The sequence below is a fragment of the Anabaena sp. PCC 7938 genome, from assembly GCF_049315035.1.
Taxonomy (GTDB): Bacteria; Cyanobacteriota; Cyanobacteriia; order Cyanobacteriales; family Nostocaceae; genus Anabaena; species Anabaena cylindrica.
The window spans coordinates 1,739,004-1,754,749 of sequence record NZ_CP186034.1 but is presented as its reverse complement, the minus strand read 5'-3'; the positions used below and the strand labels follow the sequence as shown (position 1 = coordinate 1,754,749).

13 protein-coding genes and 2 pseudogenes are annotated in these 15,746 nt (G+C 41.4%); 6 read left to right on the top strand and 9 right to left on the bottom strand.

Annotation, left to right across the window (positions count from 1 at the left end):
* Positions 1-42 precede the first annotated feature (42 nt).
* The 7 genes from ACOWPH_RS08165 to ACOWPH_RS08135 all read right to left on the bottom strand — a co-directional run bounded on the left by ACOWPH_RS08165 (position 43) and on the right by ACOWPH_RS08135 (position 8,292).
* The gene (locus ACOWPH_RS08165; RefSeq protein WP_015214916.1) at positions 43-240 is read right to left on the bottom strand and encodes a hypothetical protein; all 198 of its coding nucleotides are present in this window, start codon (positions 238-240) and stop codon (positions 43-45) included.
* 575 nt (positions 241-815) lie between these two features.
* A complete protein-coding gene (infB, locus tag ACOWPH_RS08160; RefSeq protein ID WP_015214915.1) occupies positions 816-3,950 on the bottom strand; it encodes a translation initiation factor IF-2 in 3,135 nt (1,044 codons plus the stop codon).
* A 138-nt stretch (positions 3,951-4,088) separates the two neighbouring features.
* Entirely contained in the window at positions 4,089-4,289 is a 201-nt protein-coding gene (locus ACOWPH_RS08155; RefSeq protein ID WP_171815790.1) for a hypothetical protein, read from the bottom strand.
* Positions 4,290-4,440: 151 nt separating this feature from the next.
* Positions 4,441-4,713, bottom strand: a complete 273-nt coding sequence (locus ACOWPH_RS08150) for a YlxR family protein (protein WP_015214913.1) — start codon at positions 4,711-4,713, stop codon at positions 4,441-4,443.
* A gap of 90 nt (positions 4,714-4,803) precedes the next feature.
* Positions 4,804-6,081, bottom strand: coding sequence for a transcription termination factor NusA (nusA, locus tag ACOWPH_RS08145; protein ID WP_015214912.1), 1,278 nt, complete (start codon positions 6,079-6,081; stop codon positions 4,804-4,806).
* A gap of 119 nt (positions 6,082-6,200) precedes the next feature.
* Positions 6,201-6,662 carry a ribosome maturation factor RimP gene (gene rimP / locus ACOWPH_RS08140; RefSeq protein WP_015214911.1) on the bottom strand — a complete coding sequence of 154 codons (462 nt, stop codon included), beginning with the start codon at positions 6,660-6,662 and terminating at the stop codon, positions 6,201-6,203.
* A 184-nt stretch (positions 6,663-6,846) separates the two neighbouring features.
* The gene (locus tag ACOWPH_RS08135; RefSeq protein ID WP_015214910.1) at positions 6,847-8,292 is read right to left on the bottom strand and encodes a hypothetical protein; all 1,446 of its coding nucleotides are present in this window, start codon (positions 8,290-8,292) and stop codon (positions 6,847-6,849) included.
* Between the two features lie 255 nt (positions 8,293-8,547).
* Here ACOWPH_RS08135 and ACOWPH_RS08130 point away from each other — a divergent pair.
* The 3 genes and pseudogenes from ACOWPH_RS08130 to ACOWPH_RS08120 all read left to right on the top strand — a co-directional run.
* Positions 8,548-9,123 (top strand): annotated as a pseudogene (locus ACOWPH_RS08130) (peptidoglycan-binding protein); the annotation flags it as partial.
* A gap of 403 nt (positions 9,124-9,526) precedes the next feature.
* Complete coding sequence (gene rfbB / locus ACOWPH_RS08125) at positions 9,527-10,615, top strand: dTDP-glucose 4,6-dehydratase (protein ID WP_015214908.1); 1,089 nt, start codon at positions 9,527-9,529, stop codon at positions 10,613-10,615.
* Between the two features lie 12 nt (positions 10,616-10,627).
* Positions 10,628-10,804 (top strand): annotated as a pseudogene (locus ACOWPH_RS08120) (dTDP-4-dehydrorhamnose 3,5-epimerase family protein); the annotation flags it as partial.
* A 319-nt stretch (positions 10,805-11,123) separates the two neighbouring features.
* Here the strand turns inward: ACOWPH_RS08120 and radA are convergent.
* Positions 11,124-12,698, bottom strand: coding sequence for a DNA repair protein RadA (radA, locus tag ACOWPH_RS08115; RefSeq protein ID WP_015214907.1), 1,575 nt, complete (start codon positions 12,696-12,698; stop codon positions 11,124-11,126).
* Between the two features lie 169 nt (positions 12,699-12,867).
* Here radA and rpaB point away from each other — a divergent pair, with 169 nt between their 5' ends.
* The 3 genes from rpaB to ACOWPH_RS08100 all read left to right on the top strand — a co-directional run bounded on the left by rpaB (position 12,868) and on the right by ACOWPH_RS08100 (position 14,894).
* Positions 12,868-13,596 (top strand): response regulator transcription factor RpaB, encoded by a 729-nt coding sequence (gene rpaB / locus ACOWPH_RS08110; protein ID WP_015214906.1) that lies wholly within the window; start codon positions 12,868-12,870, stop codon positions 13,594-13,596.
* Between the two features lie 99 nt (positions 13,597-13,695).
* Entirely contained in the window at positions 13,696-14,337 is a 642-nt protein-coding gene (locus tag ACOWPH_RS08105; RefSeq protein ID WP_015214905.1) for a cofactor assembly of complex C subunit B, read from the top strand.
* Positions 14,338-14,372: 35 nt separating this feature from the next.
* Positions 14,373-14,894 (top strand): DUF456 domain-containing protein, encoded by a 522-nt coding sequence (locus ACOWPH_RS08100; protein WP_015214904.1) that lies wholly within the window; start codon positions 14,373-14,375, stop codon positions 14,892-14,894.
* A gap of 275 nt (positions 14,895-15,169) precedes the next feature.
* Here the strand turns inward: ACOWPH_RS08100 and ACOWPH_RS08095 are convergent, their stop codons facing one another.
* Positions 15,170-15,739 carry a Uma2 family endonuclease gene (locus ACOWPH_RS08095; protein ID WP_244887765.1) on the bottom strand — a complete coding sequence of 190 codons (570 nt, stop codon included), beginning with the start codon at positions 15,737-15,739 and terminating at the stop codon, positions 15,170-15,172.
* Positions 15,740-15,746: the final 7 nt, after the last annotated feature.

The following is a 15,746-nucleotide window of genomic DNA, read 5'->3' as shown; positions in this document are numbered from 1 at the left end:
TCCGCTAGTTGTCAACAGGTCTCAAAAGATTTACTGTTTTTTTTAATAAGCTAAAGTTTCTAAGGTTTCTCGTAAATACTTTTGGACTTGCTGTTCTAGGCGCAGACCTTGTAATTGAGCAGTACATTCTAGTTGCCAGCGCTGGAAACCGGAACTAGTAGAAATTGCATTCTTAAGGTTGTGCCAAAATTGAGCATCACGAGAGAATTGGCCAGTGCTAGAAGCTGAAATTTGAGCCATAGTTCCTCATTCCTCATAAAATCTCGCGGTGAGCGGGAAACTCAGCGGTTTTGGCCCTGAGTTATTGACTTTTGACTTCCAGAGTTGGACTATTTTAGATTTTTGACTTCGGATTGACGATTTGTTTTGTCCACAAGGGGGAAGATATGAACGAAGTCAAACCTAAAATATGTAAACAGGGTCAAGATGTGATTTACCTGTACCCCTCAAATTCTGAAATTTTACTTAAATCTTTTCTAAAGATAACGTTTATGTAGCAACAAGTTCTGTGTTATTGGTCACTAAAATTGGCACTACACTCAAATTTTTGTGTAAAAACAAGTTGTTTTTAATTAAAAAGAGATTTTTTTAAGTAATGAGACTCAGACTAGTGGCAGTTAGCGCTAGCAACAAATGAAACAAAATCTTTTTTCCTTTTGCTTTCTGCTTTCTGCTTTCTGCCTTTGGCTGCGCTCCCCTGCTTCCTGTTTTGTTTTTTGAAAGTGTAAGAGTGCTGAGGTTTCAGGTTTGAATGTTGAACTAAAAGCTACGCCAACCCAACATTCATAAATTAACTCAGCACTCCCTACTCAACATTACTTAGTGAGGGTGAGGGTACGGCGTTTGGTTACCATCTGATAGGCTTCAATGATGTCACCTTCAACCCAGTCATGGAACTTATCAATGTTGATACCGCACTCATAACCGGAGTTGACTTCACGGGCATCTTCTTTCATCCGTTTGAGGGAATCCAGTACGCCTTCATAGACCACCTTACTACCGCGACGCACTCGTACTTTGCAATTGCGAAGTAGTTTGCCTGATTGAACATAACAACCGGCAACCGCACCACGACCAACTGGGAAGACGGCACGGACTTCTGTTTGTCCCAAGGGTTCTTCCACCAATTCTGGTTCGAGAAGACCTTCTAAGGCTCCTTGAATATCTTCCAGAAGTTTGTAGATGATGTTGTATTCCCGCACGTCTACACCTGCTTCATCAGCAGCTTGTCTTGCACCACTGGCAAAAGTGGTATTAAAACCAATGATGACGGCGTTACTAGCAGCAGCCAAGTCGATATCTGTTTCTGTAATTTCTCCAGCAGTAGCCAACAGCATCCGAATTTGGACTTCGTTTTGGGGAATTTGCTTGAGAGATCCGATAATGGCTTCTACTGAACCTTGAACATCTCCTTTGAGGATCAAGTTGAGTTCTTTCAACTCGCCTTCTTGGGCTTGAGCAGAAAGGGTTGTGAGGGTTACACGTCCTTGTAATAGACGGGATAGACGTTGTTTGTCGGCGCGATCGCTTGCTAGAGTTCGTGCTACTTTTTCGTTCTCGAACACCTCGAAGTCATCACCGGCTGCGGGTACATCACTTAAACCCAGTACCTCAACAGCGCAGGAAGGACTAGCAACATCTACTCGTTTGCCTCTGTCATCAACCATTGCCCGGACTTTACCAAAGGCAGAACCAGCTACCAGCATATCTCCGACATGGAGAGTACCGTTTTGAATCAGCAGGGTAGCAACTGCACCCTTAGCTTTATCCAAATGAGCTTCAATTACTGTTCCCTTAGCCACACGATTTGGGTTAGCAGATAGTTCTCCTACCTCAGCTACTAGCAAGATCATTTCTAGTAACGTATCTAGGTTCTCGCCCTTAATAGCGCTGACAGGAACCATGATTGTTTCACCACCCCAATCTTCTGCTGTCAGTCCATAATTGGTTAATTCTTGTTTAACCCGTTCTGGCTGTGCGCCTTCTTTATCAATCTTGTTAATAGCAACAACGATTGGTACACCTGCTGCTTGAGCATGGCTAATAGCTTCTATGGTTTGGGGACGGACACCATCATCGGCAGCTACTACCAAAATAGCAATGTCTGTTACCCGCGCTCCCCTTGCCCGCATAGCTGTAAAAGCTTCGTGACCAGGAGTATCTAGGAAGACAATTTGTTGTTTTTTGCCATCATGTTCCAGATCCACATGGTATGCGCCGATATGCTGGGTAATACCGCCAGCTTCACCAGCAGCCACCTTAGTTTTGCGAATCGAGTCGAGTAGAGTGGTTTTACCGTGGTCTACGTGGCCCATAATCGTCACAACTGGTGGACGACGAATCAGGTGTTCCAAGTCGGTCACGTCGATCATTTCCGTGACTTTCCGGGCTTCTGCTTCTGGTTCAGTGATTTCGACTTCTACTTCTAGCTCTTTGGCTACCAGGGTAATGGTCGGAATATCCAGATTTTGGGTGATACTTACCGCCATGCCTTTCATAAACAGGATTTTCACAATCTCTGTATCGGCAACAGCCAAGCCTTCAGCCAACTCTTGGACTGTCAGCGGACCCGTGACAACCAGTTTTTCTGGACGTTCCTGTTTGACCTCTGCTTCTTGTTGACGACGATTGTTGTCACGGTAAGAAGAACCAGACTTTTTATTATTTCTGGTAGTTGGAGCAGCAGCAACTAATGTTGGTTGTTGTGCAGGTCGAGTCGATTTGGGCTTAGGAGGACGAGCGATAGAAAGACTTACCTGGACGGTTGCTGGAATTTCCAGACCCTCTTCATCCAGCAAATCGTCTTCTTCAAAATCATCATCTAGGATGGGTTTGACTCGTTTGCCTTTCGGGCCAATCTTCGCCTTCTCTTTGATTTCGTCAATTATCTCCTCTTCTTGCCATTTTTTTCCACCCTTGGCTAGACGAGGAGGTGTTGGGCGTTTCAAATCCAGGAGATCAGGTGCGATCGGGGTATTATCATCTAATCCCTCTTTTTTCGCCCCTGCTCCTACCGTATGCCTTGGTGGAGTCGCAGTTGGTGTAGCTGGCGATTCACCAGGACGCGCTGGTCTAGGACGTTGTACATCCGTTGTTCCAGGCGCAGATGGTCTACTCGCTCTGTGTTCAGGTTTGAGCGGTGATGGAGTTGAACGTGCCTTCTGATCTGTGTTTGGTTTGCTTCTGGGCTTGGCCTGGTCGCGTTCGTCTTCACCCCGCGTCGGTCGTTCCCGTTTGAGGACAGGTTTGATTGCCGGAACAAGCTGCTCAGTGGCAGATTCGGTTTCCTCTGGCGGTCTTGAGGGCGGAGAGACTAACTGCGGTTTTTGAGCTTTTTCGGGTTTTGCTCTTGGGGAAACAACTTTTTCAGGTTTTTCCCCTACTGGATTGGCGTTATTAGTTGGCTGATCCGGTTCCGCAATATTAGGTTTCTGCGGAGTCTCCGATTGATTCCGGGGTACAGGTCGAGTTGGTGCCGTCGGCTTCATGGGCGAGACTGGTGTAGCGAAAGGCCGTGGGGGTGAAGGAGAATTAGCCATGGCTGATGCCTCCTGCGCGCTATCGCGAATGTCACTCAGGCTATCAGACGAAGCGACTTGGTTATTAATATCAATTGACGCCTCTGGGGCGTTGGAGGTAGTGTTTCTCAATATTTTGGGTTTGCGAATTTCCAAAATTTGCTGTTTGTGGGATGCAGCAGGTCGGTTACGTCCGCCAGTTTGAGGTGAATTTGGTTTATGGTTATTTGTACCTAATTCCTTTTTGGGCGAGACACTCGTAGCTGCGAGCTTTTCCGCAGCCATACGAATTTGTTCAGCCTCAGATTCTGAGATTGTGCTGCTATGACTTTTGACCGCGATGTTGAGCTGGTCGCAAATTGCTAATAGCTCTTTGTTATCCAAATTCAATTCCTTTGATAATTCGTAGATTCTAACTTTGCCGTTGTTCATCCACTCTTTCCCCTTTAATTTACAGTTTTAGCGGATGGTTGCCTGGTTTGTGACATCTCCATCCTTTGATCACTGTTTTTTAGGTTGCCCTTGGTGATGTTGCCGGTGCCTCCAATTAGGAAAGAGAGATGTTTCGGTTTAATTCTGGCATCCCCATCTGGAATGATGGTTGACTGACTTCCACAAAAATTTTTGATTTAAAAAATTTTTATGGGCAGCCTTGAAGCCGAACTGCGCTAAAGCGCTACCAGGTTGCCATACTTGAGTTTTTTGTTTTGCTGATTCTGAGTCTTCCACAACACAATCGAGTAAAACTTGTTGGGAGTATTGCTTAGTCATTTCTCTCAATAAAAGGAGACAGACTTGCTTTCTACCACCCATTTACTATTTTGGCACTAACCCCAACGATACCAGAGGGAGTGATGAGAGTGCCAATTGTTTGGCTTTCATCACAATTGCTCTAGAGATTACCGTCTTTAAGTTGTTCCAATTAAATGTGATTTTTCTGGGTATTGCTTTGGGCTAGACGCTGATTCAGTTCCTGATAAACTGCTTCAGGCACTGTTCCATGTAGCGATCGCCCTAATCTATTTTTTTTCTGAGCTACTTGTAAGCAGCTAGTTTGTGGACAAATATAGGCAGAACGCCCCATGCCCTGATCTAATTGTACCTTTCCAGATGGAAAGACGCGGACAATCCGCCAAAACTCTTCTTTGAGTTCTATGCGGCGACAACTAATACAACGCCGATAGTTCGGTTTCATCAGTCAGTTTAGAAGTTTATAATCCCCTAAAATTAATTCTGATTTGCCCATTTTGACAGTTAGTAGACAGTTCCCAACCGCAGTTGAGGATTAATCTTCTTCCCCAGTGTCAAAATTATCATGATCTAATTCTAATTCTTCTTGATTTTCATCTTCTAGTTCCTCCATCTCATTTTCATCATCCTCCGGTTGATATTTTGCTCTTACAGCCACAAATTTAGCATCCTCTGCGGCATAGTCATATTTAGCTTTATCTTTAATGTCAATTTTCCAACCGGTCAATCGGGCTGCTAATCGGACATTTTGTCCTTCTTTCCCAATAGCTAAACTTAGTTGATCTTCAGCTACGAGAACGTGGGTTTGCCGAGTTTCCGGGTCCATCAGACGGACTTCATCTACCCGTGCTGGACTCAAGGCGTTAGCGATGTAGGTTGCGGGGTCTGGAGACCAGCGAATTACATCAATTTTTTCACCTCTTAACTCATTAACTACCACTTGAATTCGAGATCCTCTAGCCCCAATACAAGCCCCGACTGGGTCTACATCGCGATCTAGGGTATCTACTGCTATTTTAGTCCGGGGACCTACGTAACGGGAAGGGGGATTGGCTTCTCTGGCTACAGCTACAATTCGCACCACTTCATCTTCAATTTCTGGGACTTCGTTGGCGAATAAATAAACTACTAATCCCGCATCAGCACGAGAAACGAGCAACTGAGGGCCTCGTTGCTGACCTTGAGATACTTTTTTGAGATATACCTTAAAGGTGGCATTAGCTCGATAATTATCGTTGGGTAACTGTTCCCGTTTTGGTAATTCAGCTTCTACTTCTGGTTGACCAAAACCACTGCTAACTGCCAAAATTACAGATTGACGCTCAAACCTTAAAACTCTAGCTTGCAAAACAGTTCCTTCTAAATCTTGGAACTCTTCTTGCACCATCTGCCGTTGTTGATCCCGCAGTTTTTGTGCTAATACTTGCTTGGTTTGCATTGCCGCCATGCGACCAAATTCCCCTTGATCTGGGGTAACATCTAGTACTACTGAGTCCCCTGATTGGGCTTCAGGCGCTACTTGTTGTACTTCTTCTAAGGAAATTTGATGGTCGGTATTACTAACTTCATCAACAATAGTTTTTGTAGAAAGAACGCGAAATCCTTCTCCTTCAATATCAAGTTCTACTTCAAAATTATCAAAATATTCTTCATCAAATTGTCTACGCTCTAAATTTTGGGCGCGACGATAACGTTCGTAACCTTTAAGTAGTGCTTCTCTAATAGATGATTGAACTGCTAAACGAGGTAAATTTCGCTCGCGGCTGATACTTTCAATTAACTCTTTTAATCCAGGTAAAGTAACCATTGACATAAGCAATCTCCTTAAATTTTATGTCAGCATCCAGTAAAATTTTGGATTTTAAACTTTGGGTTTTAGATTTTTATCTAAAACCCCCAATCTAAAATCTAAAATCTAAGATTTAAAATCGATTAGTGGCGCTCATCCAGCTGCACCCTGGTAACTAGGGAACGGGGAATTTCAACTACACGACCTTTCTGATTTAGGTAAACTGTTGTTTCATCCCGGCGAATCAAGTGACCAATCCATTCTTGCTGTCCGTCGTAGGGTGGAGAAGTGGAGATAGTTACAGGAAACCCCTTAAAAGAAATAAATTCCCTGTCGGTAACAAGTTGTCGCGAAATACCAGGACTGGATACTTCCAATACATAAGCATCTGGAATTATCTCTGCCGCATCTAAGGAGGCTTCTAAAGCACGGCTCATCCGTTCACAATCATTCAGGCCAGTGTCCTGTTGGAGATTACGGATGTCCACCCGCAAAACTGGTGGCCGCTGGTTGGTGTGAAAAACTATACCAACAACTTCCAATCCCAGTTCTTCTGCTACTGGTGTGGCTAATTCAATAATTTGTGGGACTAAGGGATGAGTCATGCGAGAATTCAATAAAAAAAGTGGGCATTTACCCACTTCCTGCGATAGGGATATCTTCCAAGAAGTCTTGTGACGAACCGTCGTTGGTTCGCCCCTAACATGAGTGTAGCGTATTTTTTTCGTTAGTCATTAGTCATTACTAAGTTGACAGGGAATAGGGAATTAGTTATTCTCCCCATCTCCTTTACCTATCGCGGATTTCTGGGAGAACGCCTTTATGTACTACTGTCTGAACAGATGCTTTATTTCTCATCTGCCTGGTTTGCTCAATAATTTGGTCAATATCTTCTTGGGATAAACGTTGGACGTAGTTAATTTTGACTTCTTCGAGAAAGTCGTTGAGTAAACTTTGAATTTCTGTAATTACGTGTTTTTCCTGGATTTGGGAACCTAAAACTTTGCTGAACTTTTCGATTAATTCGTTAGTAAGTTTTGCTGCCACTGGATCTTCAATGGCACTAACCAATGCACTATATAGGTTAGTGGTAATTTGGTTGACTAGTTGTTCACTGACTTGGTTTTGTGCTTGTCCCACACCTGGAAGCATCTGTAGATGACGATAGACTGGTATTTGCTGGAAAGCAGTTTCGATGTTGTAGCTCAAAATGGCATTAATTTCTGGCTGGATTTTGGGTAGTACCTGATTAACAATGGTTTGTAATAACAGTCCAGCGATCGCTTCCACTTCATTTATATTATTAATATCTATGTAGGCACGCTCTTTTTCTGGCTGCAAAAGCCACCGAGTAAGATCACCCCGCTGAATTGAACCCTGGACTTGATTTATAACTCGCACCACCACTATTTCTGTGATTTCTTCGGCAAAATTGGCCACTATCCCTTGATGGATTTGTCGCCTCACTAAATGTAGATCAATTAACTGGGCTTGATCTAGACGAATTATTACTGGTAAAACTCGCAACCAGCGCCAAACAGGAATTAGTAAAAATAAATCGTACCAACGCCACAAAATCGCTTCTAACAGGCTTAAATGCGGGTTTTGACGTTTGATATAAAAAGTACGTCCTAGCAATTCCAAGCCAAATATTACTACAAACGGTAAATCAATTAACCAAAAAGCATCTGAAAACTCCCCATTCTCCTCAATTTTGCGGTGATAATTAATAGCCATTGAAGGGCGAATTTGCTGGTTGAAAAAACTAATTTCTTGAATCCAACCATTTTTAGATAAATACCCCGGACTCCAAAAGGTAGCAAAGGCGCGTTTTGCGGATTCTTGGCCAATATGTTCCCGCATCCGGTTTTTAATTTTTTCCAAAGATCCACTCTTACCCGCACCCGCAAAAGGGTTACTATCAATCATTTCACTGCTAAGACGGTTAATTTCTTTTAACTTGGCCATGACCACAGGTGAGTTTAACCCTGTTTGACTCACCTGTTCTTCTAATGCAGCTACTGTTTCCAGATATTTATTCGTGTCTCGATGTGTTTCAATACCTTTAATTGGGTCATATATTTGGGTGATCTGAGGAACTCTTCGGAAGTAGAAATCCCGCCAAGGTACATAACTCAAATCAAACAAAACTAACCCTAAATTAACAGTGGCAGTAATGGCCATTAACCTTTCAAACCATAGGTTGTGTTGCTTGCGGGATTTTATTTTCATCATTACTAGTTATGGAATATACCGAATTTTGATATTTCTTACTCTTAGTGTAAGGTACGGACGGGTGATGACTACTGCTAATAAAAACTAGACCATTGTATAGATATCAATGCTCAACTTATTTATATTAGTTAATAATCCTGAGGATTCCAAATTAATCAAAATTAATGAATAATTAGCAAAAAATAACTTAAAGAAACTTAAGATGCATCTGTTAGCATTTGTATTTTGCTGATTTCATCTCAAGGAGTTTTAATAATGTGGTGTAATTTAGGAAAATTAGGGACGAATATAGCTTTGGTCTGTGTAGTGACAGTTGGTGCAGTAATTTCAGATACTGCTTTTGCAGTCCGTCAGCGTAATTATAACCCAGAAGAATTCCGTGCTGTTTTACGAGGTTTAGGCTATAACGTCAAAGTGACAAAAATTCCACTAACAGATGAAGAAACTAAAAAAGCAATTACTGAGTTTCAAAAAGGCTATAAGTTAAGTGTTGATGGTAAAGTAGGCCCAAAAACTCAAGCTTTTGCTGCCAACATTGTACAAATTCTGCAAGGGAATTTGAATGCTGTACTCAAGCCAAATCCTGTCTTGCCTCGTGATCAATTTTACAGTCCCCGCGTTGAAGAATTAGTGAAGGAGTATCAGAAAAAAAATCAACTTCAGGAAACTGGAATTGCTGATTTGGTACTTCGTCAAAAGTTGAATGAAGAGGCCAAGAAAATAATTAGTCAACCAGTAACAAAGCCGTCACCAACAACTACACCGACAACCAAACCAACGCCAACAACAAAGCCGTCACCAACAGCTACACCCACAACCAAACCAACATCCTAGAGTTGTAATTCATTTACAGTATTTTTCAGGTACATGAATTAGATGCTTAGGGGCGAACGGCCGTTCGCCCTACTATAATTTTGGCTCTTGAGTAAATAATATGCAAAATCTGAACAAAGAAATCTCATAAGGCTTGCTGTGTAAAAGAGATAAGTCATATTTTTGAATATTATGGTAAAAATTTTTCTCTTTGCCCTGTTAAGAATTCCCTCTTATAGCAATTCCCAAGCTCATGAAATACACCCCACCCGCGCTGTCGCGCACCCTCCCCTTACCAAGGGGAGGGTTGGGGAGGGGTAATTTTGTATCTAACTAGAGTGGGAAAGGCTATATCGACTGGTAATTTAGCATAACAAGTACTGTAGAGCCGTAAAAAATAAATTAGGACGAAATAGGTTATATGTCAAACTTTAAAAAAGATGATATGCCTACTTTATTAGTAACAGGTGGAGCGGGCTTTATTGGAGCTAACTTTGTTATCAAAGCTAGAAAAGAAAGATGGGCTAATATCATTAATTTAGATAAACTGACCTATGCAAGTAATTTACAAAATTTAGCAGATGTACAAAATGATCCCTGCCATTGTTTTATCCAAGGAGATATTAATAACTTTGAGTTAGTAAGTTATTTACTCAATCAATACCAGCCAGATGGAGTAATCAATTTTGCTGCTGAGACTCATGTTGATCGTTCAATTATTAGTCCTCAAAATTTTATTCAAACAAATGTAGTAGGCACATTTCAATTATTAGAATCTAGTAAGGTTTATTGGCAAAAATTAACATCGTCAAAACAAGAAAAATTCCGCTTTTTACATATATCTACAGATGAAGTATATGGTTCATTAAACCTCACAGATCCAGCCTTCAGTGAAGATACGCCTTATGCACCGAATAGCCCATATGCAGCTTCTAAGGCGGGTGCAGACCATCTCGTTCGTTCCTACTATCACACATACGGTTTACCTACTTTAACAACCAATTGCTCGAACAATTACGGACCTTGGCAATTTCCTGAAAAACTGATTCCTTTGACCATTCTGAATGCTTTGAATGGTAAACCTTTACCTATATATGGTGATGGACAAAATATTAGAGATTGGCTATATGTAAGTGATCACTGTGAGGCTATTTATCTTGTTCTCCGAGAGGGAAGTATTGGTGAAACGTATAATATTGGGGGTATAAATGAACGAACTAATTTGGTAGTTGTAGAAAAAATTTGTGCGATTCTTGATAAATTAGCACCTAAAGAGTATTTTCAATATTCTTCTCTCATGACCTTTATTAAAGACCGTCCTGGTCATGACCGCCGCTATGCAATTGATTGTAGTAAGATTAACAAAGATTTAGGCTGGCAACCAAAAGAAAATTTCGATAGTGGTCTATTAAAAACAGTTCAATGGTATCTCAATAACTCTGCTTGGGTGGACTCTGTATGTACAGGTACATACCAAAACTGGATTAAACAAAATTATGAGACTCGTTGAATAAAAATTCAGGAATTAGGAATATCATCTCATTTTGTCCAAGACAATCATTCTCGTTCTATCAAAAATGTTTTGCGTGGTTTGCATCATCAGATTAATCAACCGCAAGGAAAACTTGTCAGATTTCTTGTAAATGAAGTTGTTGATATGGCTGTTGATTTGCGAAAAAGCTCTACAACTTTTGGAAAATGAGTTGGGTTTTATTTGACAGATAAAAATAAACATCTGATAAAAACGGTGGATTATATAGCAATTCCCAAGCTCATGAAATACACCCCACCCGCGCTATCGCGCACCCTCCCCTTACCAACTACGGTGTACACACAAGTCTTGAAATCATACCTAACGCTTGGTTTTGCCACTCTAAATCCCAATTTTATAGAGAGATGGAGGTTTGAGTTTCGCAAAATATCAGGCATTTCAGGGGTGGAAACTCTCTCTGGGTCAGGATGTGTGTACACCGTAGCTTTTTAAGGGGGGCTAAATTCCTCAAAGTCCTCTCAGTTTATCAATCATCTTCGTCTTCTGCGTCAGGTTCTAAATCTCCTTCTGTTAGTTCTTGGTGGGGAATGGCGGCGATAATTGCATCTATTACCTTAGATACTGGTAAAATCTCGATATTCAAATCGGGGAATTTTGTCCCTTTGGGAACGATCGCTCTTTTAAAGCCTAATTTCGCTGCTTCTTTTAACCGCAATTCCATTTGGGACACTGATCTCACTTGTCCACCTAAGCCTACTTCCCCAATTAAAACAGTACCGGGATCAACTATTCTGTCACGGAAACTGGCAACAATTGCGATCGCTATTCCTAAATCTACCGCAGGTTCTTCTACACTCAAACCCCCAGCAGATGCAACATAGGAATCTAGTTTTGACATGGGTATGCCTACTCGCTTTTCTAATACTGCGAGAATCTGCACTAAACGGTTATAATCTATCCCAGTTCCTGCCCGTCGGGGTGAAGGGTAACTGGTAGGACTAACTAAAGCTTGTAATTCTACAACTATTGGCCTTGTTCCTTCGCAAGCTACGACAATAGCTGTACCCGGTGCGGGATCATCTCGATTGCCTAAAAACAATTCTGAGGGGTTGTCAACTTCCCGTAATCCTTGGGCTACCATTTCAAATATACCAATTTCGTGTGTTGCTCCGAAACGGTTTTTTACTGTTCTTAATAATCGGTGAGAGGCAAAGCGATCGCCCTCAAAATACAATACTGTATCAACTAAATGTTCTAAAACTTTTGGCCCGGCGATCGCGCCTTCTTTGGTGACGTGGCCGACAATCAACATGGTAATATCTTCGTGTTTTGCTACCTTCATTAAGGCTGCTGTACATTCACGAACTTGGGCTACTGAACCGGGTGCAGATGTCAAAGCTGGAAAAAAGACAGTTTGTATACTATCAATCACTGCCACATTTGGTTTCAGGGAATCTATTTCTCGTAATATTTCTTCTAAATCTGTTTCTGGTAAAACATATAAATCTGCGCCGATACTATCGGGATCTATTTCTATTTCAGTAATTTCTTGTAAATCCTTAGTCTCTTTTATTTCTGATTCATCGGTTGCTTTCTCCTCAGTAATCACAGTTAAGGGTTTTGACATTCCCAAACGAGAGGCGCGTAATTTTACCTGCTGTCCTGATTCTTCCCCAGTGACGTAGAGAATGCGGTATTTTTGCGCCAATTGATTGGATACTTGTAAGAGTAAAGTAGATTTACCAATTCCTGGATCACCGCCAATTAGTACCATTGAACCAGGGACAACTCCACCACCAAGTACCCGATCTAGTTCACCATAACCAGATTCCCAACGAGCAATTTGGCGATCGCTAATTTGATCAAATGTCAGAGAAGCTCTGGCTTTAGCCGGTTTAGTTAATTTAGCACTAGATTTATTGTGAGTTTGAGCAGCGTGCCAATTACCAACTCCCCCCCGACTAGGTACATCCACTCCAAAAGGGCTGGGATTCTGTTCTATCAAAGAATCATAAGTGTCGCAATTTGAACACTTTCCAAACCATTGGGAGAACTCTGCTGCACAATTACTGCAAATGAATATAGTTTTTGGCTTTGCCATGCTTAATATTTATTAAAGAATCTTAATTCTTTCTTAAGTTTTAGAAAAAACAGAAATCTAATCAGAGTAGTATTTACAGGTTTTTTCTAATCAGTTGATGGAATGATATCTTAATATTATGGTATTAAAATTCATCATGTAAAATTTTAGTTAGGGAGCTTAGGGAAACTTGGAAAGTCATAAAGAAAAAATCCTGGTAGTAGACGACGAAGCCAGCATTCGCCGGATTTTGGAAACACGCCTTTCCATGATTGGCTACGATGTAGTAACTGCTGGCGACGGAGAAGAAGCCTTAGAAATTTTTCGCAAAGCTGAACCGGACTTGGTAGTTTTAGACGTAATGATGCCAAAGCTAGATGGCTATGGTGTTTGTCAAGAATTACGTAAAGAATCCGATGTTCCTATTATCATGTTAACAGCCTTAGGGGATGTAGCTGATCGCATCACCGGACTAGAATTAGGTGCTGATGACTATGTAGTTAAACCATTCTCCCCCAAAGAATTAGAAGCTCGCATTCGCTCAGTATTACGAAGAGTAGATAAAACAGGTGCGACTGGTATTCCCAGTTCTGGGGTAATTCATGTCGGGAATATCAAAATTGATACGAATAAGCGCCAAGTCTACAAAGGTGACGAGCGTATTCGCTTAACAGGTATGGAATTCAGCTTATTAGAGTTGTTAGTAAGTCGGTCTGGAGAAGCTTTTTCCCGTTCAGAAATTTTACAAGAAGTTTGGGGATACACACCAGAACGCCACGTAGATACTCGCGTGGTAGATGTGCATATCTCCCGTTTACGGGCAAAATTAGAAGATGATCCTAGTAACCCAGAACTGATTCTCACAGCTAGAGGTACTGGTTATCTTTTTCAACGCATACTGGAAGCGGGAGAGGAATGAAGCAGGGGAGTAGGGGGGCAGGGAGCAGGGGAGAAAAATTTATGATCTCTTGGCTTTTGCATTTGGCCTTTTTCCACTGACAACTGATAACTGAGTCTAATGACTAAATCTGATCCTAATATAGTTTTGCGGCGTTTGCCTTTGGTAGTCGGGGGTTTGGGTGCTTTACTTTTACTGGTTAATCGCTTGTTGACACCGGAACTCACCAATTCTCAAGCACGAGGGGATGTGTTGGGAGTAGTTTTGAGTGCGGTGTTAATTTTAACAGGTTTAATTTGGCAGCAGGTACAACCGCGATCGCCTGATACAGTAGAACTAATTGGGGAAGAAGGTTTTTTCTTAGCGCCAGATTTACCAGAAACCGTGAAAACAGAACTAGCTTGGGCATCTCGTTTATTATTAACTAATACAGTGACGCGATCGCTCGTAGTTTACTATCAAGGCCAAGTTTTGTTACGTCGCGGTATTCTGGCTCCTAAATCTGAAGTCATCCCCGGAACAATCTTAAAACGAGTCTTGGAAACACAAAAACCAATCTATCTAGTTGCTTTATATGTGTATCCAGGCAAAATAGAATTTGATTATTTACCAGAAAATACACAAGGTGTAATTTGTCAACCTATAGGTAAAGAAGGCGTTCTAATTTTAGGAGCAAATGCTCCTCGTAGTTACACCAAACAAGATGAAACATGGATTGAGGGAATCGCTGATAAATTAGCGGTGACAATGGGTAATGGGTAATATTTAAATGACTCCTGAATTATTAGCAATCAATTATGCAAATTATTTACTGGTTATTAATAGCTGTCATGCTCGTGGGTGTAATTGGTTCCGTAGTTCCAGCCATTCCAGGAAGCAGCTTAATTTTAATTGCAATTATTATTTGGGGAATCGTCAGTAGTTCCTTTGCAGCGATTAAAATTCCCCTGATTGTTACAGTTATCGTCCTGCTTCTGAGCATGGGAGTTGATTTCCTAGCTGGCTACTTGGGTGCTAAACAAGCCGGTGCTAGTAAATGGGGACAAATTGGTGCGTTTGTGGGTTTGTTTTTAGGATTCTTTGGCTTATTGCCAGCTTTACCATTTGGTGGCCCACTCTTGGGAATGTTAATCGGTCCACTTTTAGGTGCAATTGTCGGTGAATATCTTTATCAAAAAGATTTAGGAAAGGCAGTTAAAGCTGGTATAGGAATTACTGTAGGAACGTTGGTAGGTAATTTGCTTCAGGGTTTATTAGCAGTTGGTGCAGTCATAATTTTTCTGTGGACAACTTGGCCTCAGGTATATGGAGGTTATTAAGCTTCCCCAGTCTGTTGCTTGCCACCGAAGGCTAGACGCGGGGATTTCTGAAGAGTTCATAACAGAACTTGCGTAGGCTGATTTAAATAACCTCTACCTAAGGCTTGTTGAAAAAGTCTTTCCTTGTTCGCGCAGCGTGACGTAAGTCATGGGTTAGGAAGTCAGGAGGGGAAAAAGAGAACTTTTGAGAATCCTTCAAAACCTGAAAACCTGACAAACTGTTTGACTTTTGCTGGTATCATCCCTTATTCCTTACACCTGATTCAACATAGTCATCAAAGTTGAAAAATCTGCTCAACAGTTAAATTCAATTCTGGAAATGTTGGCGATTTTAAGGTTTCATTTCCCCGGACTTGAGTAACTTGATATTCTCCTTCTACTAATTCATAAATAGAAATAGTCGGTTGTTTAGGATTACCAATGAAATTTCTGCCACCCAAGGCTAAATAATCAAAAATCCAATATTCGGGAATTTCTAACTCTTCATATTCTCCCAGTTTTTTGAAATAATCATCACGCCAATTGGTACTGACAACTTCAATGATTAATTTGACTGAATTTCCTTGTGTGATGATTGATTCTGCTTCCCATCTTGGCTCGTTGACAATGGCTGCTTCATCTAAAACTATCACATCTGGCTCATATCCAGATTTCCCGTCTCTAGATTTGATGATACATTCTCTAGGTATAAAGAAGGGTAATTGCGATCGCTGAATTTCGACAAATAGCTTACCAGAGATAAATCCTGCGAGTTTAGAATGCTTACCTTTTGGTTTCGGTATTTCCACAATTACTCCATCATGCAATTCATAACGGTGATCTGTGTTTTCTGGATACCAGGAAATAAATTCG

Bases quoted from the DNA above. Each gene is read 5' to 3' on its own strand.
- ACOWPH_RS08155 (WP_171815790.1), bottom strand. From the start codon at position 4,289: ATGACTAAGCAATACTCCCAACAAGTTTTACTCGATTGTGTTGTGGAA.
- ACOWPH_RS08105 (WP_015214905.1), top strand. From the start codon at position 13,696: ATGACTAAATCTGATCCTAATATAGTTTTGCGGCGTTTGCCTTTGGTA.
- rimP (WP_015214911.1), bottom strand. From the start codon at position 6,662: ATGACTCATCCCTTAGTCCCACAAATTATTGAATTAGCCACACCAGTA.
- ACOWPH_RS08100 (WP_015214904.1), top strand. From the start codon at position 14,373: ATGCAAATTATTTACTGGTTATTAATAGCTGTCATGCTCGTGGGTGTA.
- nusA (WP_015214912.1), bottom strand. From the start codon at position 6,081: ATGTCAATGGTTACTTTACCTGGATTAAAAGAGTTAATTGAAAGTATC.
- radA (WP_015214907.1), bottom strand. From the start codon at position 12,698: ATGGCAAAGCCAAAAACTATATTCATTTGCAGTAATTGTGCAGCAGAG.
- ACOWPH_RS08165 (WP_015214916.1), bottom strand. From the start codon at position 240: ATGGCTCAAATTTCAGCTTCTAGCACTGGCCAATTCTCTCGTGATGCT.
- infB (WP_015214915.1), bottom strand. From the start codon at position 3,950: ATGAACAACGGCAAAGTTAGAATCTACGAATTATCAAAGGAATTGAAT.
- rfbB (WP_015214908.1), top strand. From the start codon at position 9,527: ATGTCAAACTTTAAAAAAGATGATATGCCTACTTTATTAGTAACAGGT.
- ACOWPH_RS08150 (WP_015214913.1), bottom strand. From the start codon at position 4,713: ATGAAACCGAACTATCGGCGTTGTATTAGTTGTCGCCGCATAGAACTC.
- ACOWPH_RS08135 (WP_015214910.1), bottom strand. From the start codon at position 8,292: ATGATGAAAATAAAATCCCGCAAGCAACACAACCTATGGTTTGAAAGG.